This is a genomic window from Nonomuraea zeae, assembly GCF_005889725.1.
GTDB lineage: Bacteria > Actinomycetota > Actinomycetes > Streptosporangiales > Streptosporangiaceae > Nonomuraea > Nonomuraea zeae.
This window is the reverse complement of the sequence record NZ_VCKX01000032.1, coordinates 43,917-69,294: the sequence shown is the minus strand read 5'-3', so window position 1 is coordinate 69,294 and position 25,378 is coordinate 43,917. Positions and strand designations below refer to the sequence as shown.

Annotated in this window: 25 protein-coding genes and 1 pseudogene; 20 read left to right on the top strand and 6 right to left on the bottom strand. The window is 71.3% G+C overall.

Annotation, left to right across the window (positions count from 1 at the left end):
* From ETD85_RS13530 to ETD85_RS13500, 7 genes are all read left to right on the top strand, one after another.
* Nucleotides 1-568, top strand: a 568-nt coding sequence (locus ETD85_RS13530) for a fumarylacetoacetate hydrolase family protein (RefSeq protein WP_138690027.1), incomplete at its 5' end; no start/stop codon positions are given.
* A gap of 9 nt (nt 569-577) precedes the next feature.
* Nucleotides 578-1,072 (top strand): cupin domain-containing protein, encoded by a 495-nt coding sequence (locus ETD85_RS13525; RefSeq protein ID WP_138690026.1) that lies wholly within the window; start codon nt 578-580, stop codon nt 1,070-1,072.
* Nucleotides 1,069-1,971, top strand: a complete 903-nt coding sequence (locus tag ETD85_RS13520) for an acyl-CoA thioesterase (RefSeq protein ID WP_138690025.1) — start codon at nt 1,069-1,071, stop codon at nt 1,969-1,971. The genes ETD85_RS13525 and ETD85_RS13520 overlap by 4 nt, the downstream gene beginning before the upstream one ends.
* A 110-nt stretch (nt 1,972-2,081) precedes the next feature.
* Nucleotides 2,082-3,737 (top strand): AMP-binding protein, encoded by a 1,656-nt coding sequence (locus ETD85_RS13515; protein ID WP_138690024.1) that lies wholly within the window; start codon nt 2,082-2,084, stop codon nt 3,735-3,737.
* 16 nt (nt 3,738-3,753) lie between these two features.
* Nucleotides 3,754-6,132: a bifunctional salicylyl-CoA 5-hydroxylase/oxidoreductase gene (locus ETD85_RS13510; protein WP_138690023.1), complete on the top strand. Its 2,379-nt coding sequence runs from the start codon at nt 3,754-3,756 to the stop codon at nt 6,130-6,132.
* A 46-nt stretch (nt 6,133-6,178) separates the two neighbouring features.
* Nucleotides 6,179-6,577 (top strand): acyl-CoA thioesterase, encoded by a 399-nt coding sequence (locus ETD85_RS13505; RefSeq protein ID WP_206058287.1) that lies wholly within the window; start codon nt 6,179-6,181, stop codon nt 6,575-6,577.
* Between the two features lie 499 nt (nt 6,578-7,076).
* Nucleotides 7,077-8,315 carry a cysteine desulfurase family protein gene (locus ETD85_RS13500; RefSeq protein ID WP_138690021.1) on the top strand — a complete coding sequence of 413 codons (1,239 nt, stop codon included), beginning with the start codon at nt 7,077-7,079 and terminating at the stop codon, nt 8,313-8,315.
* 265 nt (nt 8,316-8,580) lie between these two features.
* Here ETD85_RS13500 and ETD85_RS66815 read toward each other — a convergent pair whose 3' ends face one another.
* Nucleotides 8,581-8,706 carry a hypothetical protein gene (locus tag ETD85_RS66815; RefSeq protein WP_276617223.1) on the bottom strand — a complete coding sequence of 42 codons (126 nt, stop codon included), beginning with the start codon at nt 8,704-8,706 and terminating at the stop codon, nt 8,581-8,583.
* Between the two features lie 314 nt (nt 8,707-9,020).
* Here ETD85_RS66815 and ETD85_RS13495 point away from each other — a divergent pair, with 314 nt between their 5' ends.
* On the top strand, nt 9,021-9,260 hold the full coding sequence (locus ETD85_RS13495) for a hypothetical protein (RefSeq protein WP_138690020.1): 240 nt from the start codon (nt 9,021-9,023) through the stop codon (nt 9,258-9,260).
* A 256-nt stretch (nt 9,261-9,516) separates the two neighbouring features.
* The gene (locus ETD85_RS67485) at nt 9,517-9,996 is read left to right on the top strand and encodes a LuxR C-terminal-related transcriptional regulator (protein WP_138690019.1); all 480 of its coding nucleotides are present in this window, start codon (nt 9,517-9,519) and stop codon (nt 9,994-9,996) included.
* On the opposite strand, the gene ETD85_RS13485 is transcribed toward ETD85_RS67485, so the two are convergent.
* The gene (locus ETD85_RS13485; RefSeq protein WP_138690018.1) at nt 9,954-10,718 is read right to left on the bottom strand and encodes a response regulator; all 765 of its coding nucleotides are present in this window, start codon (nt 10,716-10,718) and stop codon (nt 9,954-9,956) included. The genes ETD85_RS67485 and ETD85_RS13485 overlap by 43 nt on opposite strands.
* Nucleotides 10,715-11,914: a sensor histidine kinase gene (locus ETD85_RS13480; RefSeq protein WP_138690017.1), complete on the bottom strand. Its 1,200-nt coding sequence runs from the start codon at nt 11,912-11,914 to the stop codon at nt 10,715-10,717. Before ETD85_RS13480 ends, ETD85_RS13485 begins: the two co-directional genes overlap by 4 nt.
* Before the next feature lie 332 nt (nt 11,915-12,246).
* On the opposite strand from ETD85_RS13480, the gene ETD85_RS13475 reads away from it, so the two are divergent.
* The 6 genes from ETD85_RS13475 to ETD85_RS13450 all read left to right on the top strand — a co-directional run bounded on the left by ETD85_RS13475 (nt 12,247) and on the right by ETD85_RS13450 (nt 17,885).
* Nucleotides 12,247-13,050, top strand: a complete 804-nt coding sequence (locus ETD85_RS13475) for a hypothetical protein (RefSeq protein ID WP_138690016.1) — start codon at nt 12,247-12,249, stop codon at nt 13,048-13,050.
* Between the two features lie 79 nt (nt 13,051-13,129).
* Nucleotides 13,130-13,942 carry a S1C family serine protease gene (locus tag ETD85_RS13470; protein ID WP_138690015.1) on the top strand — a complete coding sequence of 271 codons (813 nt, stop codon included), beginning with the start codon at nt 13,130-13,132 and terminating at the stop codon, nt 13,940-13,942.
* A 20-nt stretch (nt 13,943-13,962) separates the two neighbouring features.
* Nucleotides 13,963-14,952 carry an AAA family ATPase gene (locus ETD85_RS13465; RefSeq protein ID WP_138690014.1) on the top strand — a complete coding sequence of 330 codons (990 nt, stop codon included), beginning with the start codon at nt 13,963-13,965 and terminating at the stop codon, nt 14,950-14,952.
* Nucleotides 14,953-14,958: 6 nt separating this feature from the next.
* Entirely contained in the window at nt 14,959-15,843 is an 885-nt protein-coding gene (locus ETD85_RS13460; RefSeq protein ID WP_138690013.1) for a DUF58 domain-containing protein, read from the top strand.
* 32 nt (nt 15,844-15,875) lie between these two features.
* Nucleotides 15,876-16,826 carry a VWA domain-containing protein gene (locus tag ETD85_RS13455; protein ID WP_138690012.1) on the top strand — a complete coding sequence of 317 codons (951 nt, stop codon included), beginning with the start codon at nt 15,876-15,878 and terminating at the stop codon, nt 16,824-16,826.
* Nucleotides 16,827-17,885 carry a VWA domain-containing protein gene (locus tag ETD85_RS13450; protein ID WP_138690011.1) on the top strand — a complete coding sequence of 353 codons (1,059 nt, stop codon included), beginning with the start codon at nt 16,827-16,829 and terminating at the stop codon, nt 17,883-17,885.
* Nucleotides 17,886-17,906: 21 nt separating this feature from the next.
* On the opposite strand, the gene ETD85_RS13445 is transcribed toward ETD85_RS13450, so the two are convergent.
* The gene (locus ETD85_RS13445; protein WP_138690010.1) at nt 17,907-18,944 is read right to left on the bottom strand and encodes a saccharopine dehydrogenase family protein; all 1,038 of its coding nucleotides are present in this window, start codon (nt 18,942-18,944) and stop codon (nt 17,907-17,909) included.
* 102 nt (nt 18,945-19,046) lie between these two features.
* Between ETD85_RS13445 and ETD85_RS13440 the strand changes: the two genes are divergently transcribed.
* The 4 genes from ETD85_RS13440 to ETD85_RS64625 all read left to right on the top strand — a co-directional run bounded on the left by ETD85_RS13440 (nt 19,047) and on the right by ETD85_RS64625 (nt 21,493).
* Complete coding sequence (locus ETD85_RS13440; protein ID WP_138690009.1) at nt 19,047-19,994, top strand: helix-turn-helix domain-containing protein; 948 nt, start codon at nt 19,047-19,049, stop codon at nt 19,992-19,994.
* Nucleotides 19,995-20,226: 232 nt separating this feature from the next.
* A complete protein-coding gene (locus ETD85_RS64635; protein WP_206058286.1) occupies nt 20,227-20,460 on the top strand; it encodes a hypothetical protein in 234 nt (77 codons plus the stop codon).
* Nucleotides 20,457-20,816, top strand: a complete 360-nt coding sequence (locus tag ETD85_RS64630) for a hypothetical protein (protein WP_206058285.1) — start codon at nt 20,457-20,459, stop codon at nt 20,814-20,816. Before ETD85_RS64635 ends, ETD85_RS64630 begins: the two co-directional genes overlap by 4 nt.
* Nucleotides 20,786-21,493, top strand: a complete 708-nt coding sequence (locus ETD85_RS64625; protein ID WP_206058284.1) for a hypothetical protein — start codon at nt 20,786-20,788, stop codon at nt 21,491-21,493. The genes ETD85_RS64630 and ETD85_RS64625 overlap by 31 nt, the downstream gene beginning before the upstream one ends.
* Nucleotides 21,494-21,500: 7 nt before the next feature.
* Here the strand turns inward: ETD85_RS64625 and ETD85_RS13430 are convergent, their stop codons facing one another.
* Nucleotides 21,501-22,895 (bottom strand): cytochrome b, encoded by a 1,395-nt coding sequence (locus ETD85_RS13430; protein WP_138690008.1) that lies wholly within the window; start codon nt 22,893-22,895, stop codon nt 21,501-21,503.
* Between the two features lie 112 nt (nt 22,896-23,007).
* Nucleotides 23,008-23,655 carry a TetR/AcrR family transcriptional regulator gene (locus ETD85_RS13425; protein WP_138690029.1) on the bottom strand — a complete coding sequence of 216 codons (648 nt, stop codon included), beginning with the start codon at nt 23,653-23,655 and terminating at the stop codon, nt 23,008-23,010.
* Nucleotides 23,656-23,874: 219 nt separating this feature from the next.
* Here ETD85_RS13425 and ETD85_RS65715 point away from each other — a divergent pair.
* A pseudogene (locus tag ETD85_RS65715) lies at nt 23,875-25,341 on the top strand (MFS transporter); the annotation flags it as partial.
* Between the last annotated feature and the right edge of the window lie 37 nt (nt 25,342-25,378).

Below are 25,378 nucleotides of genomic sequence, written 5' to 3'. Positions count from 1 at the left end.
CGCCCACCCCACCCTCTTCGCCAAGTACGCCGACACGCTGACCGGTCCGGCCGCGGAGATCCGGCTTCCCGCCGGTCTCGACGTGGACTGGGAGGCGGAGCTGGCCGTGGTCGTGGGCGCCGAGATCCGTGGCGCGAGCCGGGCCGAGGCCGCCGCCGCGATCTGGGGATACACGATCGCGAACGACGTGTCGGTGCGTGACTGGCAGCGCAGGACCCTCCAGTGGTTCCAGGGCAAGGCGTGGGACCGCACCACGCCCGTCGGCCCGGTCGTCGTCACCGCGGACGAGCTCGACCCGGCCGCCGGCCTCCAGGTGGTCTGCCGGGTCGACGGCGTGGAACGCCAGCGCGGCGACACCCGCTCGCTCGTCTTCGACGCCGCCGCGCTGGTGGCGTACGTGTCGACGTTCACCCGCCTGAGACCGGGCGACCTGGTGCTGACCGGTACGCCGGGCGGCGTGGGGATGGCGATGACGCCCCCGGCCTACCTCACCGACGGCGCCGTGCTCGAAACCGAGATCTCCGGCATCGGCGTCCTGCGCAACCGGATCGCGTTCACCAAGGAATAGGAGTCGATCATGCAGCCGACAGAGGGAGACCTCGGCAACGCCCACCTCCTGGGCGACAATTCCCAGTACGCCAGCGAGAGCGGGCTGGTCGTCCCGGTCGTCACCAGAGGCGGGCTGGAGTCCGCGCTGACCGGCCAGTCGGAGGGCGCCGCGCGCATCGCGGGCGTGAGCCCCCAGCACACGCCGGCGACCCGGATCTGGTTCGGGAAGGTCAGCAACGAGCCCGGGTACCGCTCGGTCCCGCATCACCACGGAGAGGCCGAGACCGGCGGATACGTCCTGTCCGGCCGGGCGCGCATCTACTTCGGGGAGAAGTACCAGGACTACATCGACATGGAGGAAGGCGACTGGGTGTTCGTGCCGCCGTTCATGCCGCACGTCGAGTGCAACCTGGACCGCAACCGCCCGCTCACCTGGATGACCACCCGCACGCCCGACAACATCGTGGTCAACTTCGCCGACGTCGCGGACGAGGCGCTGAGCGACTGGACGAGCCGGCCGTGACGGCGCCCTCGTCCGAGACGTTCGCGGCGGCCGTCACCCTGAAGGAGGCCGAGCCGGAGCACCACGACGTGGCCTACACCGCGGTGACGCAGCCCTGCCCCTGGCCCAAGTCCTACGGCGGCGACCTGGTGGCCGCGGCCGCGGCCGCGGCGATGCGCACGATCCCCGAGGGCAAGACGCTGCACTCGATGCACTCCTACTTCATGCGCCCGGCCGACATCGGCGCCGAGGTCCGCTACGAGGTGGAGCTGCTGCGCGACGGCCGCGGCTACAGCACGCGGCAGGTCCGCGGCTACCAGAACGGGCGGGCCATCTACGTGGCGCTCGCCTCGTTCGCGGCCGGCGAGCCGGGCGGCGCCTTCGCCGCGGCCCCGCCCGAGGTGCCGGACCCGGGCACGCTGCCGTCCTCGGCCGCCTACCTCGACGGGCGCTCCGGTGGGACGATGACCCCGGAGTCGAAGGCGTACTGGAGCGGTGGACGCAGTTTCGACATGCGGCACGTCCCCGGGCCCGTCTACCTGACCGTCGACGGAGCCGCGGCGCCCCACCAGGCCGTCTGGGTCAAGCCGTTCGACGACCTGCGGCCGGTCGAGGGGCTGACCCGCACGCAGCGCGACCTCGCCGCGCTCTCCTACGTCTGCGACTACACCATCCTCGAACCGGTGCTGCGCGTGCTCGGCCTGCCGTGGGCCCGGCCGGGACTGGTCACCGCGAGCCTGGACCACGCGATGTGGTTCCACCGGACGCCGGGCGAAGGAGTCCTCGGCGACTGGCTGCTCTACGCGCAGGAGGCCGTCTCCGCCGGATCCGGGCGCGGCGTCGGGCTAGGGCGCTTCTTCTCCCGCAGCGGAGAGCACCTGGCCACGGTCGTGCAGGAAGGCATGGTCCGCTCGTCCTGATCATTGGCCCACCCGCTCGTCCTGATCGCCGGACCGCCCGCTCGTCCTGATCACTGGACCGTTCCCATAAACTCCAGCTGGCCGCCCCCGCGGCTCCGGAAGGGCCCCCGATGCAGCTCTCACCCTCCTCCTACACCGACACCTTCGCCCGCGACCACCTGCCGCCGGTCGCGCAATGGCCGCGACTGGAATTCACCACCGATCTCCTCAAATACCCTGACCGCCTCAACGCGGCCGGGGAGATCATCGACGCCTCCATCGCGGCCTTCGGCCCCGATCGGCCGGCGATCCGCACCGACACGGGCGAGATGTGGACCTACGGCGAGCTGCGGCGGCACGCCAACCAGGTCGCCCAGGTGCTCGTCGAGGACCTCGGCCTGGTGCCCGGCAACCGGGTGCTGCTCCGCTCCCACAACAACCCGTGGGCGGTCGCCTGCTGGCTCGGGACGCTCAAGGCCGGCGGCGTCATCGTCACCACGATGTCGGCGCTGCGCGCCCGCGATCTCGCCCCCGTCGTCGCCAAGTCCCGGCCGGCGATCGCGCTGGTCGACCACCGCTACCTGGCGGACGCGGAGGCCGTGCGCGACTCCGGCGCCCGCGACCTGACCGTGGTGCCGTTCGGCGGCCCCGGCGACGACGACCTGATCGCCCGCTGCGCGGCCAAGCCGGGCGAGTTCACCGACGTCCCCACCGCCGCAGACGACGTCGCGCTGTTCGGGCCGACCTCGGGCAGCACGGGCGTGCCCAAGATCACCGTGCACTTCCACCGCGACATCCTGTCCATCGACAACACCTTCGGCCGGGAGATCCTCCGGCTCACGCCCGATGACGTGGTCGCCTGCACGGCCCCCCTGGCGTTCACCTTCGGTCTCGGGATGCTCGTGGTGTTCCCGCTGAGAGCGGGCGCGTGCGCGTTCCTCGTGGAAGGCGCGACGCCGGCGCGGCTCGCGGACCTGGTCGAGGAGCACGGGGTCACGGTGCTGGCCACCGCGCCGACCGCGTACAAGCAGATCCTGAAATCGGGCCGGATCGGCAAGCTGCGCGGGCTGCGCGCGGCGGTGAGCGCCGGCGAGCACATCTCGCGGGACACCTGGGAACAGGTCGAGTCGGCCATCGGGCTCAAGATCATCGACGGCATCGGGGCCACGGAGCTGCTGCACATCTTCATCTCCGCGGCCGGCGACGACATCCGGCCGGGGGCGACGGGCAGGCCGGTTCCCGGCTACCGCGCCACCGTCCTCGGCCCGGACGGCGAGGAGCTGCCCCCTGGGGTGGAGGGCCGGCTGGCCGTGATCGGCCCGATCGGATGCCGCTACCTGGACGACGGCCGGCAGTCGGCGTACGTCGCCGACGGCTGGAACGTCACCGGTGACACCTTCTACCGGGACGAGGACGGCTACTTCTACTACTGCGCGCGTACCGACAACATGATCGTGTCCTCGGGCTACAACATCGGCGGCCCGGAGGTCGAGGCGGCCATCGACACGCACCCGGACGTGGTCGAGTCCGCGGTCGTCGCCGAGCCGGACCCCGAACGTGGGTCGATCGTGTGCGCCTTCGTCGTGCTCAGGGAAGGCGCCGAAGGCGACGCGGCCAAGGCCAAGGAGATCCAGGACTACGTCAAGCGGCAGCTGGCCCCGTACAAGTATCCGCGCGACGTCCGCTTCAGCGCCTCGCTCCCGCGCAACCCCAGCGGGAAGCTGCAGCACTACGTCCTGCGGGAGATCGTCGAAGCGGAGCAGTCCGGTGCCGTCGCGAACCAGTAGTGAGAGGAAGACCCCGTTGAAGATCGCAATCGCCGGCGGCGGCCCCGGTGGTCTCTACTTCGCAGCGTTGATGAAGCAGCTGGACCCGGCCCACGAGATCACCGTCTGGGAGCGCAACGCCCCTGACGACACCTTCGGGTTCGGCGTCGTCTTCTCCGACGAGACGCTGGGCGGCATCGAGAACGCCGACACCGTCATCCACGACCAGATGGCCCGCCGCTTCGCCCGCTGGACCGACATCGACATCGAGTTCAACGGCCACGCCTACACCGTGGGCGGGCAGGGTTTCGCGGCGATGAGCCGCAAGGAGATCCTGCACCTGCTGCAGCAGCGCGCCGCCGACCTGGGCGTGCGCGTCCACTACGAGAGTGAGGCACCGGACGCCGACGAGCTCCGTACGGCCTACGACCTCGTCGTGGCGGCCGACGGCCTCAACTCGCGGATCAGGACCACGTACGCCGACACCTTCGTCCCCTCGCTCGACCACCGGCGCAACAAGTACATCTGGCTGGGCACCGACCTGGTCTTCGAGGCTTTCCAGTTCTTCGTCAAGCAGACGGAGTGGGGCACCATGCAGATCCACGGGTACCCGTACTCCGCGAGCGGCTCGACCTTCATCGTCGAGATGCACGAGGACGTGTGGCGCCGCGCGGGGTTCGACGCGACCGAGGGGGAGTCGTTCCCGCCCGGAGCGTCGGACGAGCACGCGGTCGAGCGGATCAAGGAGATCTTCGCCGGCGAGCTGGCCGGGCACCGGGTGCTCACCAACAACTCCAAGTGGCTCAACTTCACGACCGTGCGCAACGAGCGCTGGTACGACGGCAACGTCGTCCTGCTCGGGGACGCCGCGCACACCGCGCACTTCTCCATCGGGTCGGGCACGAAGCTCGCGATGGAGGACGCCCTGGCGCTGGCGGCTTGCCTGCACGAGCACCCGTCGCTCGGGGCGGCGCTGGAGGCGTACCAGTCGGAGCGGAAGCCGGTGGTGGAGTCCACCCAGCGCGCGGCGCAGGCCTCGCTGGAGTGGTTCGAGAACATCGGGATGTACGCCGGCCAGGATCCCGTCCAGTTCTGCTTCAACCTGCTGACCCGGTCGCGGCGGATCACCTTCGAGAACCTCAAGGAGCGCGACCCGGAGTTCGCCCGGCACGTCGAGGCGGCGTTCGCCGCGGCGGCCGGGGCCGAGGAGGTCGCACCCGCGATGTTCCAGCCGGTCGACATCGGGCCGCTCCGGCTGAAGAACCGGGTGATCGTGTCGCCGATGGACATGTACTCGGCGGAGGAGGGCGTGCCCGACGACTTCCACCTGGTGCACCTGGGCTCCAAGGCGCTGGGCGGCGCCGGGCTCGTGATGACCGAGATGGTGTGCGTCTCGCCCGAGGGGCGCATCACGCCCGGCTGCACCGGCCTGTGGAACGACGCGCAGCGGGACGCCTACCGCCGGGTGACCGACTTCGTGCACACCCGGACCACGGCGAAGATCGGGCTCCAGCTCGGCCACTCGGGGCGCAAGGGCTCCACCCGGCTGATGTGGGACGGCATCGACCGGCCGCTCGCCGAGGACAACTGGGAGGTCATCGGCCCGTCCGCGCTGCCGTACGGGAAGGAGTGCCACCTGCCTCGCGAGGCCGGGCGGGACGACCTGGACAAGGTGGTGGCCGACTTCGTCGCCGCCGCGCGGCGCGGGGTCGCGGCCGGCTTCGACCTCATCGAGATCCACGCCGCGCACGGCTACCTCCTTTCCTCCTTCCTGTCGCCGGTGGCCAACAAGCGGACCGACGCCTACGGCGGTTCGGCCGCCAACCGGCTGCGCTTCCCCCTGGAGGTCTTCGACGCCGTACGCGCGGCCGTACCCGAGGAGATCCCGGTCACGGTCCGCATCTCGGCGACCGACTGGGTGCCGGACGGCAACACCGCGCAGGACGCGATCGACATCGCCCGGGCCTTCGTCGAGCACGGGGCCGCGGCCATCGACGTGTCGTCGGGACAGGTGATCCAGGAGGAGCAGCCGGCCTTCGGGCGCTCCTACCAGACGCCGTTCGCCGACCAGATCCGCCGGCACGTCGCGGAGCCGGCCGGGGTGAAGGTCATCGCCGTGGGCGCCATCTCCTCCTACGACGACGTGAACTCCATCCTGCTGGCGGGGCGGGCGGACCTGTGCGCCCTCGGGCGGACCCACCTGTACGACCCCCAGTGGACCCTGCACGCGGCGGCCGAGCAGGAGTACCGAGGCGAAGGCGCCGACTGGCCGGTCCAGTTCGGCGCGGGCAGGCGGAAGCCGCCGACCTCGCGTACCGACAAGATCCCGCCGCGCCTCGCGCTCCTGCGGCGTGGAGCGGACCGGCACCTCCATGTCCGGTGGACCCCTGGGCGGACGCGTGACCTTGTCTCCTGACCAGCTGGCTCGCCCGCACACTCCGTGCGGGGTCCACCGCACGCGGGTGGAGTGGATCGACACCGACGCGGCCGGCATCTACCACAACTCCGCGGTCATCCGCTATGTCGAGGCCGCGGAGGCCGAGCTCATGCGGGCGCACGGGCTGCTCGACTACTTCCCCCGCGCGCCCCGGGTCCGTTACGAGGTCGACTTCGCCGCGCCACTCCGGTTCGGGCAGGAGGTGACGACGGTCGTCCGGATCGAGCGGATCGGGACCACGTCGATGTCGTTCGCCTTCGAGGTGTGGGGGGAGGAGCTGCCCCAGCGCCCGCGGGTGCGGGCCGCGTCCGGACGGTATGTCACCGTGCACGTCGGCAGCGGGCACGACGGGGATGCCGCCGCCCGCAGCGCCCCATGGCCGGCCGCATGGGTGGAGGCACTGACGCGACACCCGCACTCCTAGAACGGCCGGTTCCCCGCACCTCACTTTGGCCATCGCGGCTCTCGTCTTCCGGCGAGGGCCGCGGCCGAGTCGGTCGCCGGACGGCCTGCGCCCGTCGCGTGCTGCGCCCGTCGCGTGCTGCGCCCGTCGCGCGCTGGGCCCGTTGCGCGCTGCGCCAACGACACGGGCGATCCGGCGTCGCAGACTGCCTCTCAACGTGATGCGCACCGCCACCACCGCCTCGGCCTCCCGCCGGACGATCGAGACGCCCGCCGAGGTCTGCGCCCGGGTTCCAAGGTCGAGCGCCAGGTCTCGTGTCGCGTACTCGCTCGACACCGCCGGCAACGCCCACGCGGTGACGTTCACGACCGAGGACGCGGGCACGCGCGACCGCCGGCTCCGGTGGCGGGCACGAGCAGATCGGGTGCCGGCGTCTCCCAGGCCCGGCCCGACATCTCTGGCATAGCATTCCCGTCATGGACGGACTGCTCGACCTGCCCGTCGAGGCGGGAGCGCGGGCATGACCGGTCCGGCCTCGCACCCGGGGCTGGCCGGCGGTCCGATCTTCCTGGACTACAACGCCACCACCCCCGTCGACCCGCGGGTGACCGAGGCGATGCTGCCGCACCTGACGGACCACTTCGGCAACCCCTCCAGCAGCCACCTCTACGGCGAGCGGCCCCGCGCCGCACTGGAGCGGGCCCGAGGTCAGGTCGCCGCCCTGATCGGCGCCCGCCCACGCGAGGTCGTGTTCACCGCCTCCGGCTCGGAGGCCGACCTGCTCGCCCTGCGCGGCGCGGTCATCGCCTCGGGCCGCCCCCGCCCGCACGTGATCACCCAGGCCACCGAGCACCCGGCCGTGCTCCAGACCTGCCAAGCGCTCGAACGCCTGCACGATGCCCACGTGACGGTGCTGCCCGTCGGCGGCGACGGGCTGGTGGACCCGGCCGCGCTGGCCGCCGCCCTGGACGAGGACACGGTGCTGGTGTCGGTCATGGCCGCCAACAACGAGACCGGCGCCCTGCAGCCGATCGCCGACCTTGCCGCCCTCGCCCACGAGCATGGCGCGCTGCTGCACTGTGACGCCGCCCAGGCCGCCGGGAAGATCGGCGTCGACGTCGAGGCGCTGGGCGTGGATCTGCTCACCGTGGTCGGGCACAAGATGTACGCACCCAAGGGCGCGGCCGCACTATACGTACGAGACGGCGTCGCCCTGGAGCCGGTCGTCTACGGCGGCGGCCAGGAAGGGGGCCTGCGCGCAGGCACGGAGAACGCCGCCCTGGCCGTGGCCCTCGGCACCGCCGCCGACCTCGCCGCCCGCGACCTGGGCCGCGACCTCGTCGGCGACCTGGCCCGCGACCTGGCCCGCGACCTGGCCCCCGACCTCGCCCGCGACCTCGTCGGCGGCGAGCCGGCCCGCCTGACCGCCCTGCGAGACGACCTCTGGCAAAGGCTCGCCGAGGGCCTGCCCGGCCGGGTGCACCTCAACGGACCCGGCGAGCGGCGGCTGCCGAACACGCTGAACGTCAGCATCGACGGCATACTCGGCCACGAGCTGCTCGCGGCTACCCCGCAGATCGCGGCCTCCACCGGATCGGCCTGCCACAGCGGCCGCCACACCCCCTCCCCAGTGCTGACCGCCATGGGGCTGACCGCCGACCGCGCACTGAGCGCGGTACGGCTGTCGCTGGGGCGCTGGAGCACGCCCGCGGACATCGAGACGGCGGCGACCGCGCTGATCCAGGCGGCAACCGCCTGACGTGTCGGCGGGGGACGGCCTGACCCTGGCCGCCGACGACGGGGTGGGGCCGCGTATGGGACCTGCCCTGCCAAAATCTCGTCCAGATCACGGTCGACACGGACGGCGATCGCGGCGACGACGTCGGTGTGGTCGTCGCCGCCAGCGAACATCCCTTCTGAGCGCCGGACCAGCGGGCATGGGTCGAGGCGGGGATTTGCGGGCGGGCTCGTGGCTGCGTACAAGCGCCGGCACGGACGTGCAGGTGAGCGCCATCGTCAGGAGCTCAGGCATCGACCAGCATGTCTACAACCTCGATGTCGCCGGTGCCTCCACCTACCACGTGGCCCTGGGAAGCGCCGACGTACTCGTTCACAACGACGATCTCTGCGGCATCGACAACCTCGCCCATGGCAAGATGCTGGACCACACCATCGATACACCTCAGGGCAAGCTCGAGATCTTGGCGATGGTGAGCATTGAAGACGGGCAGGAGGCCTTGTCGGACATCGCGATTTTCGGCACGACGATGAAATGTCACGCGGATTGCGCGGGTCGGGAGGCACGGCCATTTTGCTCCGTGAAGTGCGCAGGGTCCTTCTCCCGGCTCTGGGCGCTCAGGGGTTCTAGGCCCTGCGTATCAGCGGAATACGCGTCACCGGCCCGATCGGACACCGGCCGGATCTCCACTTCAAGGTGCCGGGCGCAGACAGCTAGGCGAAGAGAATGCTCTCCAAGGAACAGCATGCCGAATTCCTCGCGAACGCGAAAAGGGAATTGGACGCGGGCGTCGATGTCGACGTGCTGATCGAGTCCATGAAAACGAATGGGTTCACGCCGGTCGACTGCATCCGCGCGATCATCGACCTGGTGGGCTGCTCGCTGGCGGAGGCGACGGAGACGATCGCCTCCAGCCCGGCGTGGCGCGAATTGCACAGACGGGCCCGAGGCGGAACCGCCCTCTGACCGAGGCCGCACCGCCACTCGGTTTCACGACGAGGGTTCGCCGGTAGGCACGAGATCAACGATGAGAACGATCCGCGAGCAGGGCCCTCCAAAGCCCACGCGTGCGCCACGTCTCCGTCAGCTGATGCGTGTCATCGCTGCTCGCCACCCTGGTTAACCCATTGGCCAGCGCGTTCACCGCCATCAACACCCGGCTGATCCGATCCGCCACATAGGCGGACGTCGGAGCTGGGGCGGGAGCTCATGAGTCGTCACCGTGCGAGCCTTCATAAGACGGCGTGGGCACGCTCTGTCCCCAACACACGGGCGCGAGCGGTACGCCCACCGGTCTTGGAATCGCGGCCAGTTCACGAGCTTTGGTGCTTGGCCGGGAGGACGATTACCAGGAGGCCGTCGAGCACCTTTCGTCCAGCGCGCTCGTGCCCTACCTCGTCATAGCCCACTCCTGTACGGCGCATGGCTGCGCCGCAGTCGCCCGCCCGGCAACCAGCTCACCCCCACGAGGAACGTCGCGCGACTGGCCGCCACCGGAGCCACCTCCAATGAGATCGCCACGCGACTGTTCCTCAGCCCGCGCACGGTGGCTGCGGAACGTGTTACGCAGGCTGGAGGTCCGCTCCCGGCGGCATCTGCATGGATGCCTGGGTCCGGACCTTTCCGCATCGTATTTGCATTGAAGAGGGGGCCGGTTGGTCACCGGCGGCCGTCCGGGATGGTGATCAGCCCGCCTTCGTAGGCCGCGATAACGAGCTGAGCTCGGTCGCGGGCGTGCAGTTTGGCCAGGAGACGGCTGATGTGCGTCTTGACCGTGCCCACGGTGAGATGGAGGTGCTCGGCGATCTCGGAGTTGGACTTTCCCTGGCCGATGTGGGTGAGCACCTCGCGCTCGCGCTGGGTGATGGTGCCGAGGTCTCGCACGACCGGAGTGGGGTGCGGGCTGCGCAGGAAGTCGGCGATGAGCCGGCGGGTGACGGTGGGTGCGAGCAGCGCTTCGCCGGAGGCGACGACGTGGATGGCGGCCAGGAGCTCGGTCGCCGTGGCGCTCTTGAGCAGGAAGCCGCTCGCGCCGGCCCTGAGCGACGCGTAGACGTATTCGTCCTGATCGAACGTGGTGAGGATCAGTACGCGGGTGCCGGCATTGGCGGGGTCGGCGCAGATGCGTCTGCTTGCCTCGATGCCGTCCATTTCCGGCATCCGCACGTCCATGAGGACGACGTCCGGTCGCTGCCGGCCGGTCAGGAGCACGGCTTCGGTGCCGGTGCCCGCCTCGCCCACGGTGGTCAGCCCCGGTGCGCTGTCGATGAGGACCTTGAGGCTGTCGCGTACCAGGACCTGGTCCTCGGCGAGCAGGACCCGGATGGGCGGAGGCGGATCGTGCCGAGGTTGATCGTGCGGGGGTGGATTGTGCGGAGACCGATCGTGCGGAGACGGATCGTGCGGGGTGGTGTCGGGGGTCATGGCATTGCGCCGTTCGGGTCGTAGGGCAGCCGGGCCGCCACGCGAAAGCCTCCTTCGGGCCGGGATCCCGCGCTGAACGTACCGCCGTACAGCTTGGCCCGTTCGCGCATGCCGATCAGGCCGTGTCCGTTGCGGTCCGCTCGCGGCGGCCGGCCGTGGCGAGGACCGTCGTCTACGACCTCGATCACGGCTGCCCGCCCGTCGATGTCCACGGTGACCGAGCAGCGGGTGGGCCCCGCGTGGGTGATGACGTTGGTCAGGGCCTGTTGCACGATCCGGTAGACCGACACCGCGACCGCGGGAGGCGGCGCAGCCTCCTCGCGGACGGTCAGGTCCACCTCGATCCCCGCCGAGCGGGCGTCGGAAGCCAGCTCGGGCAGGTCGGCCATGCCGGGAACGGGCACATTGGCCTCCTGCAGATCGCCGTCGGACCGCAGGAGGCCGAGCACTCGGTGGATCTCGGTGAGCGTGCTGCGGCTGGTCTGCTCGATGACGGTGAGCGCGGCGCGTACCTCCTGCGGGCGGGCGTCGGCGACATGGTTGGCCACGGTGGCCTTGACCGCGATCAGGCTCATGCTGTGGCCGATCACGTCGTGCAGCTCGCGGGCGATGCGCCGGCGCTCGTCGGCCACCGCGGCCTCGGAGAGGTGGCGGACGAGGCGGGCGGTCGTGTCCCGCTTCCAGCGGACGGCCGTCCCGACGGCCCATCCGGTGGCCAGGAGCAGGCAGATCGCACCGATCTCCACCGGCCAGTGCGGCGGTAGCTCGCTGGGGGTGGCCGCGGGGGTGAGGCCGGGGAGCACCTTGTCGTAGAAGATCAGGATCGCCGACACCGCGGCGGCCGCGCAGGCCGCCAGGCCCGCCGCCGACCACGCGGCCGAGGCGGTGGCGGCCGCCGTGTACAGCACCAGCACGGTCGGCACGAAAGTCAGCCAGATCATGCCCGCCGCGACGGCACCGGCCACGGTCGCCAGCACGGCTGCGGCGCACGCGAGAGCGAGCATGACCCGCGGCCGGCACCGCCGGACGGCGACCGGGAAGCTCACCACGGCCGCCACCGGCCAGGCCGACCAGGCGGGCCATGGCGACGACGGCCCCGGCGGATCGACGATGGCGTAGCCGATGAGCAGCGCCACGATGATCGCCACTGCCGCGTCGGCAACGCCCTTGCCGTCGAGCCGCCGAGCCCACTTCATGGCAAGAAGTTATCGCCTCGCTTGATCACCGGCATCAGACCACGGTTAGACATCCGCGTTCGACTGAGGTCGTACGGCCTGGTCGGGGTCTGCCGCCAAGATGCGACCCGAGCCAGACGCGCCGCCCTCGTCCCGTCCAGCACCATGCTGATGCGCCCAGCACCATGCTGGTGCGTCCGGCACACCATGCCGCGTCCGGCACACCGTGCCGCGCCGCGCCATGCCGTGCGGTGCCGTGCCGCGACGGCGCCGGCAAGCCCAGCACTAACCGACAGGTCGGCACCGACAAGCCAGCACCTACAAGCCGACACCGAACAGACGGGCGGGAACTCATGCGTATTGATCTCGGCGGGCGAATCACGCGATGGCGACAAGCCGCCGCCGACCGGCAAGCCGCCAACACCGCGGCCAACCTGGGCCGGCAACCCCCGTTCCCCGGACGATGGGTGAGCGCCGTCTCCCTGATCGGCGGCCCAGCCCTGATCATGACCGGGACCATCCTCCGCTCCCCGTTCTACTACTTCGTCCCTTATCAACTCGTCGCCTACACCCAGCACCCCACCCTCATCACCGCCGCCTACGTCTGCTTCGCCGCCGGTTTCATCCTGCTGTGGCCGGCGGTCATGACGCTGGCGCAGCGGATCGCCGTCACCAGCCCGCTGTGGGGACTGTGGGGCGGCTGCCTGGTGATCGTCGGCCTGTTCACCCGAACCTTCCAGTTCGGCACCGATCACCTGGCCTTCCACCTGACCGACAGCCTCGGCCTGCAGACGATGCTCAACGGCATCGACGGCTACTACACGGCATGGCGGGACACGGTCTGGCATCCGTTCAGGGCCATTTCCGGACCGGCCTTCTTCGGCTGGGTCGTGCTGGCCGTCGGCGCCTACCGCTCCGGCGCCCTGGGGCTGGGCCGCTCGATCGCGCTCGGCCTGATGTCGGCGCTCGCGCTCGGGACGCTCAAAGGCACCGAACCGCAGTCCTTCATCGCCGTCGGCGGCCTATGCCTCGCCTTCATCCCCCTGGGCATCTCGCTGCTGCGCGGCGGCCCCCCGCCGACCAGGCGCGCCATGGTCTGGATCGTCGTGCTCATCGCCGTGCACGTCCTCATGACGGCCTTCGGCCCGAGAGGCTGACGGCTGCGGCGACCGGTTCTCATGAAGTTCTCAGGCGAAGTTTGTAGCACTTTCGACTGGGATTTATGACTATGGGGCAATGGAGCGCGTGCCGCAGGACGCCGGTGCGGCCGAGGCTCAGGAAGCTCAGGGAGCCGTGGCCGGGAGCAAGGCTCGGCGCTTCGTCGCCGGTGGTGGCGCGCTCGTCGTCGTGGCGGCGCTGGCGTACTGGCTGGGGAGCAGCGGCGGGAGCGGCGGAGCGGCCGCGCCCAGACCGAGCCCGACACCGACGCCCAGCGCGACGCTCACCGTGCCCGACGTCTTCAAGAGGGTCGGGCCGTCGGTGGTGGTCATCCAGGCCGGGAAGTCGTTCGGGACCGGGGTGATCGCGGCCGAGGACGGCACGATCCTGACCGCGCACCACGTCATCAAAGGCACGAAGAACGTGAACCTCACGTTCGCCGACGGCACCAAGGCGAAGGCCGTGGTCTCGTCGTCGAACCCGAAACGCGACGTCGCGACGCTCAAGCCCGCGAAGCTGCCGGAGATCCTCGTCCCGGCGACGCTCGGCGGCGGCGTGGCCGTGGGCGCGCCCGTCGTGGCGATCGGCAACCCGCTGGGACTGACCTACAGCGTCTCCACCGGCGTCGTGTCGGGCCTGAACCGGACCGCCGACCGGACCTCCAAGGACGGCGACCTGGGCGGGCTCATCCAGTTCGACGCCTCCGTGAACCCGGGCAGCTCCGGCGGTCCGCTCCTGGACGCTCGCGGCCTGGTCATCGGCATCGTCGTCTCGATCGCCGACCCGGGAGGCGACGAGGCGTTCGCCGGCATCGCGTTCGCGGTGCCGATCGGCGTGGCCCTGGGCGGTGCCGAAGGCGACGGCCCGCCGGGCGATGGACCCCTGATTTGACCGACGAGAAGGAAGTCCACATGACCCCGACCAAGTCCCCCGAGTCGGCTCATCCGCTCGAACAGGTGCTGTTCGAGGTCAAACGCACGATCGTCGGTCAGGACATCCTGCTGGAGCGCATGGCCGTCGCGCTGATCGCCGACGGCCACCTGCTCGTCGAGGGCGTGCCGGGCCTGGCCAAGACGCTCGCGGTGCGGTCGCTGGCCGCCGCGATCGCCGGGAGTTTCCAGCGCGTCCAGTTCACCCCCGACCTGGTTCCGGCCGACCTCGTGGGCACGCGGGTCTACCACCAGCACTCCGGGGAGTTCAAGACCGAGCTCGGCCCGGTGTTCGCGAACCTGCTGCTGGCCGACGAGATCAACCGCGCCCCCGCCAAGGTGCAGAGCGCCCTGCTGGAGGTGATGCAGGAGCATCAGGTGACCATCGGACGCGAGACGTTCCGGGTGCCCGAGCCGTTCCTGGTCATGGCGACGGAGAACCCGATCGAGTCGGAGGGCACCTACCCGCTGCCCGAGGCGCAGGTCGACCGTTTCATGATGAAGGTGGTCGTCGACTATCCGTCGCAGGCCGAGGAGCAGGCGATCGTCGCCAGGGCGCTGCGTCCGCCGGAGTCGCCGCAGCCGATGGTGACGGCCGAGGGCCTGATCGCGATGCGGGCCCGCGCTCGGGAGGTGTACGTCGATCCGGCGATCGTCGACTACGCGGTCCGGCTGGTCACCGTGACCCGTTCTCCCGCGACGGCCGGGCTCGGCGAGCTGGAACGATATGTCACCTACGGGGCCAGCCCGCGGGCGTCCATCGCGCTCGTCACGGGCGCCCGGGCGCTGGCGTTCCTGCGCGGACGCGACTACGTCCTGCCGCACGACCTGTCCGAGCTCGCGCTCGACGTGCTGCGCCACCGCCTCGTGCTCTCGTACGAGGCCCTCGCGGACGACATCGACCCCGACACGATCATCAGCAGGGTGCTCGGGGCCGTCCGGGCGCCCGACGTCGTCCTGCAGAACCGCTGAGCCGGCATGACCACCGCCCCCGAGAGGCTCCTGCTCCGCCTGGAGTGGAAGGTCGTCCGCAGGCTGGACGGCCGGCTCCAGGGCGCCCACCGCACCGTGCACCGCGGCTCCGGGATCGACTTCACCGGGTTGCGCCCCTACAGCGACGGCGACGACGCCCGGCACATCGACTGGAATGTGACCGCGCGCCTGGACGAGCCGCACCTGCGCGTGTTCACCGAGGACCGCGAGCTGACGGTGTGGCTCGTGCTCGACCGCTCGGCGTCGATGGCGGCCGGCCGGCCGGGGCGCGGCAAGCACGACGTGCTCGCCGAGCTCGCGCTCACCCTCGCCCGGCTGTTCGGGCGGGGCGGCAACCGGGTCGGCGCCCTGCTGTTCGACAGCGGGATGCTGCGCGTCGTGCCGCCCGGCACCTCCAGGCGGCACGCGCTGCGGATCGGCGCGGAGCTGGAACGCACCGCCGAGGCGCGCGGCGGCGCCACCACCGACCTGGCGGAGATGCTCGACGCGGCCGGACGGCTCGCGCGCCGCCGCGCGCTCGTCGTCGTGCTGTCGGACTTCATCGGCGACGGCGACTGGGAACGCTCGCTCCAGCGCCTGGCCCGGCGGCACGAGGTGGTCGCCCTGCGCATCGTGGACACCGCCGACGACGTGCTGCCCGAAGCCGGGCTGATCGTGGTCGAGGACGCCGAGACCGGCGAGCAGCTCGTCGTCGACTCCGCCGACCCGCTGTTACGGGTACGCTTCCGCGCCGCCGTCGACGAACGCGAGGCCCGGGTCACGGCGGGCATGCGCCGGGCCGGGGTGCCCGTACACCGCATCGACACCGACCGCGATCTGGCCGAGGCGCTCGTCGAGGTCGTCGCCCGAACCCGGGACCGGTCGCCATGACCGAGGTCGCCGAGGCCGATGGAGGAGGCCTCATGACGCTGAACTCGCCGCTCCTGCTGGTCGCCGGACTGCTCGTCACGGCGGCGCTCGCCTGGGCGGCCGTCGTCTCGGCCCGCCGCCGGGCCGCCGCGCTCACCGCGGCCGGCGTCGCCGTGCCGGGGGGACGCGGGGCGTACTTCGGAGTCGGCCTGACGATCGCCGGCGTCGGGGTGCTCGCGATCGCCACCGCCGGGCCGGCGGCCATGGTCCCGGTCCCGCGGACCGCGGGCACCGTCATCCTCGCGATCGACGTCTCCAACAGCATGGGGGCGGACGACGTCGCGCCCACCCGGCTGGCGGCCGCGCAGCGGGCGGCCCGCGCGTTCGTGGCGGCGCAGCCCGACAGCGTGGACATCGGAGTCGTCGCGTTCGAACGGGGCGCGCTCACCACCGCACGGCCCGACGCCGACCACTCCGTCGCGCTCAAGGCCATCGACCGGCTGAAGATCACCGGCGGCACCTCGCTGGAGACGGCCATCACGGCCTCCCTGTCGGCGATCATCGGCAAGCCGGTGGCCTTCGGCCGCGACGGCACCACGCCCGACATCGGCTACTGGCCGTCGGCGACGATCGTGATCTTCTCCGACGGCCAGAACCAGGGCCCGGACGTCGAACGCGCCGCCACCTTGGCCCAGCAGGCGAACGTCCACATCCACACCGTCGGGGTCGGCACCACGGCCGGGGCGACAGTGAAGGTCGACGGCTACCACCTGCAGACCTCGCTCGAAGAGGACACCCTCACCTTGATCGCGCAGACCACCGGCGGCGGCTACCACCCCGCCTCCGACACCGCGCGGCTCGACGGGATCGCCGACACGATCGACCTGCGGCTCACCGTCTCCGACGAGCCGCTGCCCCTCGCCGGCGGGCTGATCGGGCTCGCTCTCGCGCTGCTCGCTGGGGGAGCGGCGCTCACCGTGCTCCGGTCTGGACGGGTGATCTGAATGTCGTTGTCATGGCCGTGGGCGCTGCTGACAGTCCTGATCATCCCGCTGATCTTCGCCATCCGCTGGTGGGCGCTGCGCCGCCGCCGGCGGGCCGCCGTCCGCGTCACCTCGATCGCGCTCGTACGCAGCGCGCTGCCCGGCCGTACGCGCTGGACGCGGAAGATCCCCGCGGCCCTGTTCATCGCCGGACTGGCGTTGCTCGCGGTCGGGGCCGCGCGCCCGCAGGCGTCGGTACCGGTGCCGCAGACGTCGGCGACGATCCTGCTCGCGCTCGACACCTCCGGCTCCATGTGCTCCACGGACGTCGACCCCAACCGCCTGACCGCCGCGAAGAAGGCCGCCACGGAGTTCATCGAGTCGCAGCGCGGCGGGCCGCGCATCGGCCTGGTCACGTTCGCGGGCACCGCGGGCCTGCTCGTCCCGCCCACCGACGACACCGACTCGCTGACCAAAGCGCTGGAGAACCTCACCGTGTCCCGCGGCACCGCGATCGGGCAGGCGATGCTCGCCTCGATCGACGCGATCGCCGAGGTGGATCCGTCGGTCGCCCCCACGGGCGCGAATCCCCCGGAGGGCGGCGAGGGCTACGCCGGCGCCGCGATCGTCGTGCTCACCGACGGCGCCAACACCCAGGGAGTCGATCCGCAGATCGCCGCGCAGGAGGCGGCCCTGCGCCGCGTCCGCGTCTTCCCGATCGGCTTCGGCACCACGAACCCGGCCCCGATGGTCTGCGACAACTCCCAGTTCGACGGCCGCGGCTTCGGCGGGTGGGGCGGCGGGTTCGGGGGCCGCGGTGGGTTCGACCGGGGCCGCAACCCCCGTACCATCGACGAGCCCGCACTCAAGCAGATCGCCCAGACCACCGGCGGCTCCTACCACCGCGCCGAGAACGCCGACGAGCTCCAGAGCGCACTCAATGCCCTGCCCGGCAGCTTCACCGTCGTCCGCCAGAAGATCGACACGGCCGCCATCTTCGCCGCCGGGGGCGCCGTCCTCATCATCGTGGCGCTGTCACTCTCCCTCTGGTGGAACCGCCCCCGGACCCCGGCCCGCTGACCATCGGCCGCCATCGGCCGGTCAGCTGCCGGCCGGGACGGTCAGAGAGAGCTGCGGGGACAGGGCGCGGAGGAAGTCCGGGGCGTCGAAGACCGCGCCCGCGGAGGCGACGCCGGTGGTCCTGGTCCGGCCGGTGAGGATGCGCTCGACGGCCTCCACCGCGAGCGGCGCGCTGATGGCGTAGATGTCCTGACCGGCGGCGGACACGCGCCGCTCCGCGCCGCCGGAGCGGACGAGGACGTCGACGACGAAGGTCTGCGCGGAACGGCCGCGCTCATCGACGGCGGCCGGCGCCTGCGCGTCAGGAGCGAACAGGTCCGCGGCCGCGTTGGCGCTCATGTACGTGCGCACCTCCGGGACGGCCAGATGGCTGGGAACGGTGACGACGTCGGCCATGGTGAACTCGCCGATGACGCTCTGGGGGCCGAGCGGGGCCGGGAAGGGCCACTCCAGGGTCGGCAGAGCGTCGTCGTGGTACTCCAGCCGGCCATCGGTGAAGCGGACCCGGCGGCCACCCCGCCGCTGCCCCGAGACCGCGCCCGCCGCCCGCGTCCCGGCGGTAGGGTGCCAGCTGCTCAGGCCGTAGGCGACGTGCACCTCGTCCGCCGCCGTCCAGTCGCCCATCGCGGTGGTGACCAGCAGGTCGCCGAGCCCGCCGTAGAAGGCCATCGCCGGGACGACCAGGGTGCCCGCGGCACGGGCGCGCTCCGCGAAGTGCTCGAACGTGTCGGCGTTCGCCTCGATCTCGGCCGCCACGTCGACGTACGGGATGCCGGCCCGCAACGCCGCCTCGACCAGCGGGGCGGCGGTCGTGGCGAAGGGCCCGGCGCAGTTGATCACGGCGGCCGATCCGCTCAGCGCGCGGTCGAGCGAGCCCGGATCATCGACCGACGCCTGCCGCGCCTCCAGCCCCGGGTGGGCCTCCACCAGCGTGCGCAACTTGTCCTGGTCCCGGCCGAGGAGCACCGGTACGTACCCGCGCTCAAGCAACTCCGCCACCACGAACCGCCCGGTGTGCCCGTACGCGCCGAACACCGCCACATTCCGACCCGATCCCATGCCCGCTCCCACGTGCTCGAACTGATTTCAGTGCTTGAATCCTGTCCCGTCGGCCCATCGATGCCCAGTGTCCGGAACGACACGACCCGTACAATTCCCGACATGAGCTCTTTCCCGCGCTCCGTCGCGGTCGCCGCCACCGACGGGATGCTGCACTTCGAGCTGGCCCTGGCGTACGAGGTCTTCGGCTCAGCCCCGGAAGCCGTGCCAGGCCCCTGGTACGACGTCAAGGTGTGCGGCACGCACGCCGTCCGGGCCGGCCGGTTCATGGTGGAGCCGGACTGCGGGCTCGACCGGCTGGCGGACGCCGACACCGTGATCGTCCCCGCCCTCACGGACGTCGAGATGGACCCGCCGGCCGACGTGGTCGAGGCGGTGCGCGCGGCCCACGAGTCGGGCGCGCGGGTGGTCTCCCTGTGCACGGGCGTGTTCGTGCTCGCCGCCGCCGGCCTGCTGGACGGGCTGCGCGCGACCACGCACTGGGCCCACACCGAGGCACTGGCCGCGCGCTATCCCCGGGTGGAGGTGGACCCGGACGTGCTCTACGTCGACAACGGCAGCGTGCTCACCTCCGCGGGCAAGGCCGCGGCGATGGACCTGTGCCTGCACCTGGTCCGCCGCGACCACGGCTCGGCGATCGCCAACGTGGTCGCCCGCCGCCTCGTCGTGCCGCCCCACCGGGCCGGCGGCCAGGCCCAGTTCGTCACCACCCCGGTGCCCGCCCAGGACGGCCACCCCCTGTCCGGCCTGCTGCCCTGGGTGATGGAGCGACTGGACCAGCCGCTCACCGTGGAGGACCTGGCCCGCCAGGCGAACATGAGCTCCCGCCACCTGGCCCGCCACTTCCGCGCGGTGACCGGCACCACCCCGCTGCAGTGGCTGCTGACGCAGCGGATCCGTCGCGCGCAGGAGCTGCTGGAGAGCACGGACGACAGCGTGGACCTCATCGCTTCGGCGGCGGGGATGGGGACGGCGACGACGCTGCGCCGCCACTTCCACCGCACGATCGGCGTCCCGCCGGACGCCTACCGCCGTACGTTCCGGGCTTGAGGCTCTGGTCGCTCCGCCCGCCCACGCCGATCCGAGCCCCCAGCTCACGGCGCCGCGGCGCCGGCGTGGCGTTGCCGCTCAGTCAACGACATACCGCCGCTGCCTAGGTTTCTCTCAGCATGGAAGTCGCTCTATTACAGGGCTCCACCGTCTCGGAACTGCGGGACGAGTTCGCGAAAGGAACCGAGTGTTCAGATCCCTCCGGTCTCGTGCTGCCGTCACGACCGCAGCCGTGATCATCGCGACCGGCCTGCCCACCGGCACGCATCCTGCGACGGCCGCCGCCTACGCGACGGCCGCCTGCGACCCCGCAGGTCAGACCGCGGCCGACGAGGCTGTGGCCGCGCAGCTCAACGCCACGCTCAGCGGCGCGATGCGCGGTTCCATGGACGCCTATCGCGTCTCCTGCGCCCGCATGGTGATCAAGGCTGTGGCGCAGCGCGGGAATCCGGAGCGGGCGCCGTGATCGCGCTCACCACGGCCATCGTGGACAGCGGGATCCAGAACGTCAGCGAGGAGCTCGATCGGGCCGGCCTGGGGCTCTTCCAGATGGGGGCCGCCTGGGGGAGCAGCACGCAGCGTCTCGACGCGACGTGGGCGGCCAACGCGTTCCTCGACAAGATGATCAGCCTCTACCCCGACCGCGCCTGGGTCACCGCGCCGATCGGCGAGGTCTGCCAGGCCGTCCAGGTCTCGGACTCCACTGACCGCTACCAGGCGCAGGCCGCCGACGCGCAGGTCATCGTCAACACCGTCTGGCCGTACGTCAAGGGGCCGAAGGGCGTGCCTCGGTGTTCGGGGTGCTGCCGAACGGGCGGCTGACGTACACGGCGATCGACGCGGCGTCCGGGCAGCGGACGGCGGGTCCGGCCTTCTCGAACGGGACGCTGGGCTTCACGCCGAAGGCGATGGCGACGCTGAACGCCAACACGCTGCTGGTGACCGAGAACGGCACGGCGGGCAAGCTCTACCGGGTCGACGTGCACAACGTGACGGGCCCCGTCGAGTTCGGGAGGCCGGTCTATCTCGGCAGTGGCTACACCCACGACCTGCTGGCCTACGACGGCAGGTTCCTGTTCGGGATCGCCGGGGGTGCCCTGCGCCGGTACATCATCACGGTGGCGAAGCCGGCCCTGGCTGACGTCACGGGCAACACGCTCATCGGGACCGGCTTCACCCTGAAGACGCTCACCACGACCGGCCTGGGGTGGATCCTGGGGACGACCGCCGCCGGCGCGCTGATCTCCTACAAGATCAGCGGGGCGGATCTCTGGCGGCGCTACCAGCTGCGCGACACTTCCTGGCAGGACTTGGACCACCTGCTGTCGCCGGGTGCGGGTGTCTACTACGGTCGCAAGGCCGACAGGTCGCTGTCTCGCTACTTCGACATCAACCCTTACGACGGCCAGGCCGCGGACGTGTCCGAGCAGAGCACGGTCGACACCGCCGGCTGGGCTCAGACTCTGCTGTCCGCCCAGCCCGGCACCGTCACCCGGTAACCCGGACCTACGCTGACCGGCTCAGCTCCCGGTCACGATCGCGCTCCGGCCGCACCGGCGCCATCCGCTCGTGGAATCCGCCGTCCGGGGACCGGGTGATGATCCCGGTCTCCACGCCGTGCTCGGCCACCTCGCGATCCGACTGCTGGAGCGCCAGGCAGATCCACCGGGTGACGACGAAGGCGACGACGGGCCCGATGACCACGGCGTACCGGAAGAAGATCGTCACGGCGTTGACGGTGAGGTGGAACTGGTGGGCGAGCTGGTCGTTGGCCGCGGCTGCCCACAGCAGGCCGTAGAACGTGATCCCGGCGGCGGCGATGGCCGTCTTCACGGGCGTGTCACGCGCCCGGTCGAGCAGGTCCCGCGCGGGTGCCTGGCGGGCGATGCGGCGCGCGCTCTCGGGCCGGCCCAGCGCGTCGCGGCGGCCGCGACGCGCCAGGAAGAAGCGCTCGGCCATCGGGTACGCGGCCAGCGCCGTGAAGAAGAGCCCGGGCACCACCACGGTGGGAACGAGGACCGCGAGGCTGAGCGTGTAGTCCCCGAGGTTGAGCTCCCACGCGGGCATGATCCGGAGGGCGCCGTCGAGGAACCCCATGTACCAGTCGGGCACCGACCCCGCCGAGATCTGCGTCGGGCTGGCCGGGCCGTATAGCCAGATCGGGGCGATCTGGAACCCGAACCCGAGGATGATCAGCATGCCGACCGTCGCGGCCGCCATCAGCGGGCGGGCGCGGCGCCGCGTCGGCAGCGAGGCGACGAACCGCGAGTGGCCGTGCCGCCGCACCAGCAGCTCACGGGCGACCAGCAGCACGCCCATGAGCGCGGCGAGCAGCAGGTGCCCGCCGTACATGACCGGAATGACCGTGTCACCGGGGAAGCCCGAGCCGAACAGCAGCGACATCACCCACGTGCCCACCACCGGGACGGACTGTACGACCGACATCATCAGCCACAGGCTCCCGCCCGACAGCATGTCGTCGGGCAGGGCGTTGCCGGTCTCGCCCGCGAACATGCCCAGCGCCAGCAGACCCACCCAGATCAGCCACTGCCGGACACGCGGCCGGCGGAACGCGCCGGTGAGGAACATGCGCAGCAGCTGCAGCGCGACGGCCGCCACGAAGACGAGCGCCGACCAGTGGTGCATCTGCCGGATGAGCAGGCCGCCGCGCACCTCCAAGCTCAGGTGCATGGTCGAGTCGAACGCCTGGCTGACGAGGAGCCCGCGCAGCGGGCCGTAGGAGCCGTCATAGGTCACCTGGGCCATGCTGGGGTCGTAGACCAGCATGAGCATCGCCCCGGTCACCAGCAGGACGACGAACGACCAGACGGCGATTTCCGCGAACATGAACGACCAGTGGGAGAACTGGAACGAGCGGCGTATGACCGGCAACGAACGCATCTTGGGCCCCCTAACCTTGCCTACTCACATGACGCGACAGGCCCGGCGGATGTGACGTCGATGAGGACCTTCGTGACCGTGAATCACGTCACTATGGGGGCGGGGACGAGGGTCAGTCGCGCGTGACGGGCGCCAGCCACATGCCGACGAGGGCATCGATCAGCCCGGTCGCCGCGTCGTGCCAGCTCTTGCGGGGGGTGGGAGCGCCGTCCGCGAGGGCCCGTTCGCGGACGGCGCAGGTGTGCAGGACGAGCTGGCGCATCATCTCGCCCCGTTCGGCTCGCACGGTGGGGGACAGCGCCGGCAGGCAGCGGTTGAAGCCCTCGATGTTCCGTTGCAGCGCGTGGGAGGCCCGGTAGTCCTCGGACGTGATCTTGTAGAGCGCGGGGTCGGTGCCCACCTGCGCGAGGAAGCGGGCGTACCAGGTGGGGGAGCCGAGCTGCGCGAGGTGCTCGGTGACCGGGCGCACCATGCAGGAGACCCAGTCGCGTACGTCGTCGGAGCCGTCGATGGCGGTCACCATCTGCGCGCGTCGCCGTTCGATCGACTCGCTGTGCTTGCGCACGATCGCGCGGACCAGGTGGGTCTTGGTGCCGAAGTGGTAGCCGACCGCTGCGGTGTTGCCCTGCCCGGCGGCCTCGCTGATCTGCCGGTTGGACACGGAGAACACGCCGTGCTCGGCGAACAGCCGCTCCGCCGCCGTCAGGATGTGGTCACGGGTCACTTCGACGCGCTCGGCGCGCGCGGTCCTGCCGGTCATCATCACCATCTCACCTGAGCTGTGCTGGGGCTCACCTGAGCTGTGCTGGGGTCGCCCTGCGTTCACGTCCGTTCACCATGATCTCGCCGCAGTGTGAGCGTCGCCAACCTCCATCCCGCCGCTGGTGATCAGATCTCCGCTGCTAATCTTAACTCAAGTGATTGATTTAAATCTCTTTCGACGTTGATTCCCCCCGCTCCAAACGGAGGCTTTCCCCGCATGACTGACAACTCCGCCCGCGCCGCGCACGCGGCAAGCCCGCCGAAGGCGAGCACCTTCGTGGTGGTGCTCGCCTTCAGCGGGATCGCGGTGTCGCTGATGCAGACTCTGGTGATCCCGCTGGTACCCGAGCTGCCCAAGCTGCTGAACGCCGAGGCGGCCGACGCCACCTGGGCGATCACCGCCACGCTGCTGGCCAGTGCCGCCGCCACGCCGGTGATGGGGCGGCTGGGCGACATGTATGGCAAGCGGCGCATGCTGCTGGTCAGCCTGTTCCTGCTGATCGCCGGCTCCGTCCTGTGCGGCCTCAGCGACTCGCTGACCCCCATGATCGTGGGCCGGGCGCTGCAGGGCCTGGCCTCGGGCGTCATCCCTCTCGGCATCAGCATCATGCGCGACGAGCTGCCCGCCGAACGGCTCGGCTCCGCCATCGCCTCCATGAGCGCCTCGCTCGGCGTGGGCGGCGCGCTGGGCCTGCCCGCCGCCGCCCTCATCGCCGAGAACTTCGACTGGCATGTCCTGTTCTGGACCGCGGCGGCGCTTGGGGCCGTCGCGTTCATCCTGGTGGTGGCGCTCGTGCCCGAATCAGCGGTACGCAGCGGCGGGCGCTTCGACTTCGTCGGCGCCATCGGGTTGTCCGGCGCGCTGGTGTGCCTGCTCCTCGCCATCTCCAAGGGCGCCGACTGGGGCTGGGGCGACGCCCTCACCATCAGCCTGTTCGCCGTGGCGGTCGTGGCGCTGCTGCTGTGGGGCTGGTGGGAGCTGCGTACCCGGGAGCCGATGGTGGACCTGCGCACCACCGCGCGGCGGCAGGTGCTGTTCACGAACCTCGCCTCCATCATGCTCGGCTTCGCGATGTTCGCCATGTCGCTGGTGCTGCCGCAGCTCCTCCAGCTGCCCGAGGCCACGGGGTACGGGCTCGGCCAGTCGGTGCTGGCCGCGGGCCTGGTCATGGCGCCGTCCGGCGTGGTCATGCTGCTGCTGGCGCCGATCGCGGCCCGCCTGTCCGCGGCCTACGGGCCGAAGGTGACGCTGATGCTCGGCGCGATCATCGTGGCCGCCGGTTATGGCCTCAACATCGTGCTGATGTCCGAGGTCTGGCAGCTCGTCCTGGTCTCCTGCGTCATCGGGGCCGGCATCGGTTTCGCGTACGCCTCCATGCCCGCCCTCGTCATGGGCGCGGTCCCGGTTTCCGAGACGGCCGCCGCCAACAGCCTCAACACCCTGATGCGCGCGATCGGCACCTCCGTGTCCAGCGCGGTGGCCGGGGTCATCCTGGCCGAGATGACCACCCGGTTCGGGCCCGCCGACCTGCCCTCCGAGGACGGTTTCCGCGTCGTGCTGGCCATCGGGGCCGGTGCCGCCCTGCTGTCCTTCCTGCTCGCCGCCTTCCTGCCGCGCCGCAACCCGGCCGCCGCCGCGGCCCCGCACCACGCCCCCGCCGCCGCGGCCGCTCAGGCCGTCCCGGAGGACGAGCCCCAGCTCGCGTACGCCGTCCAGGACG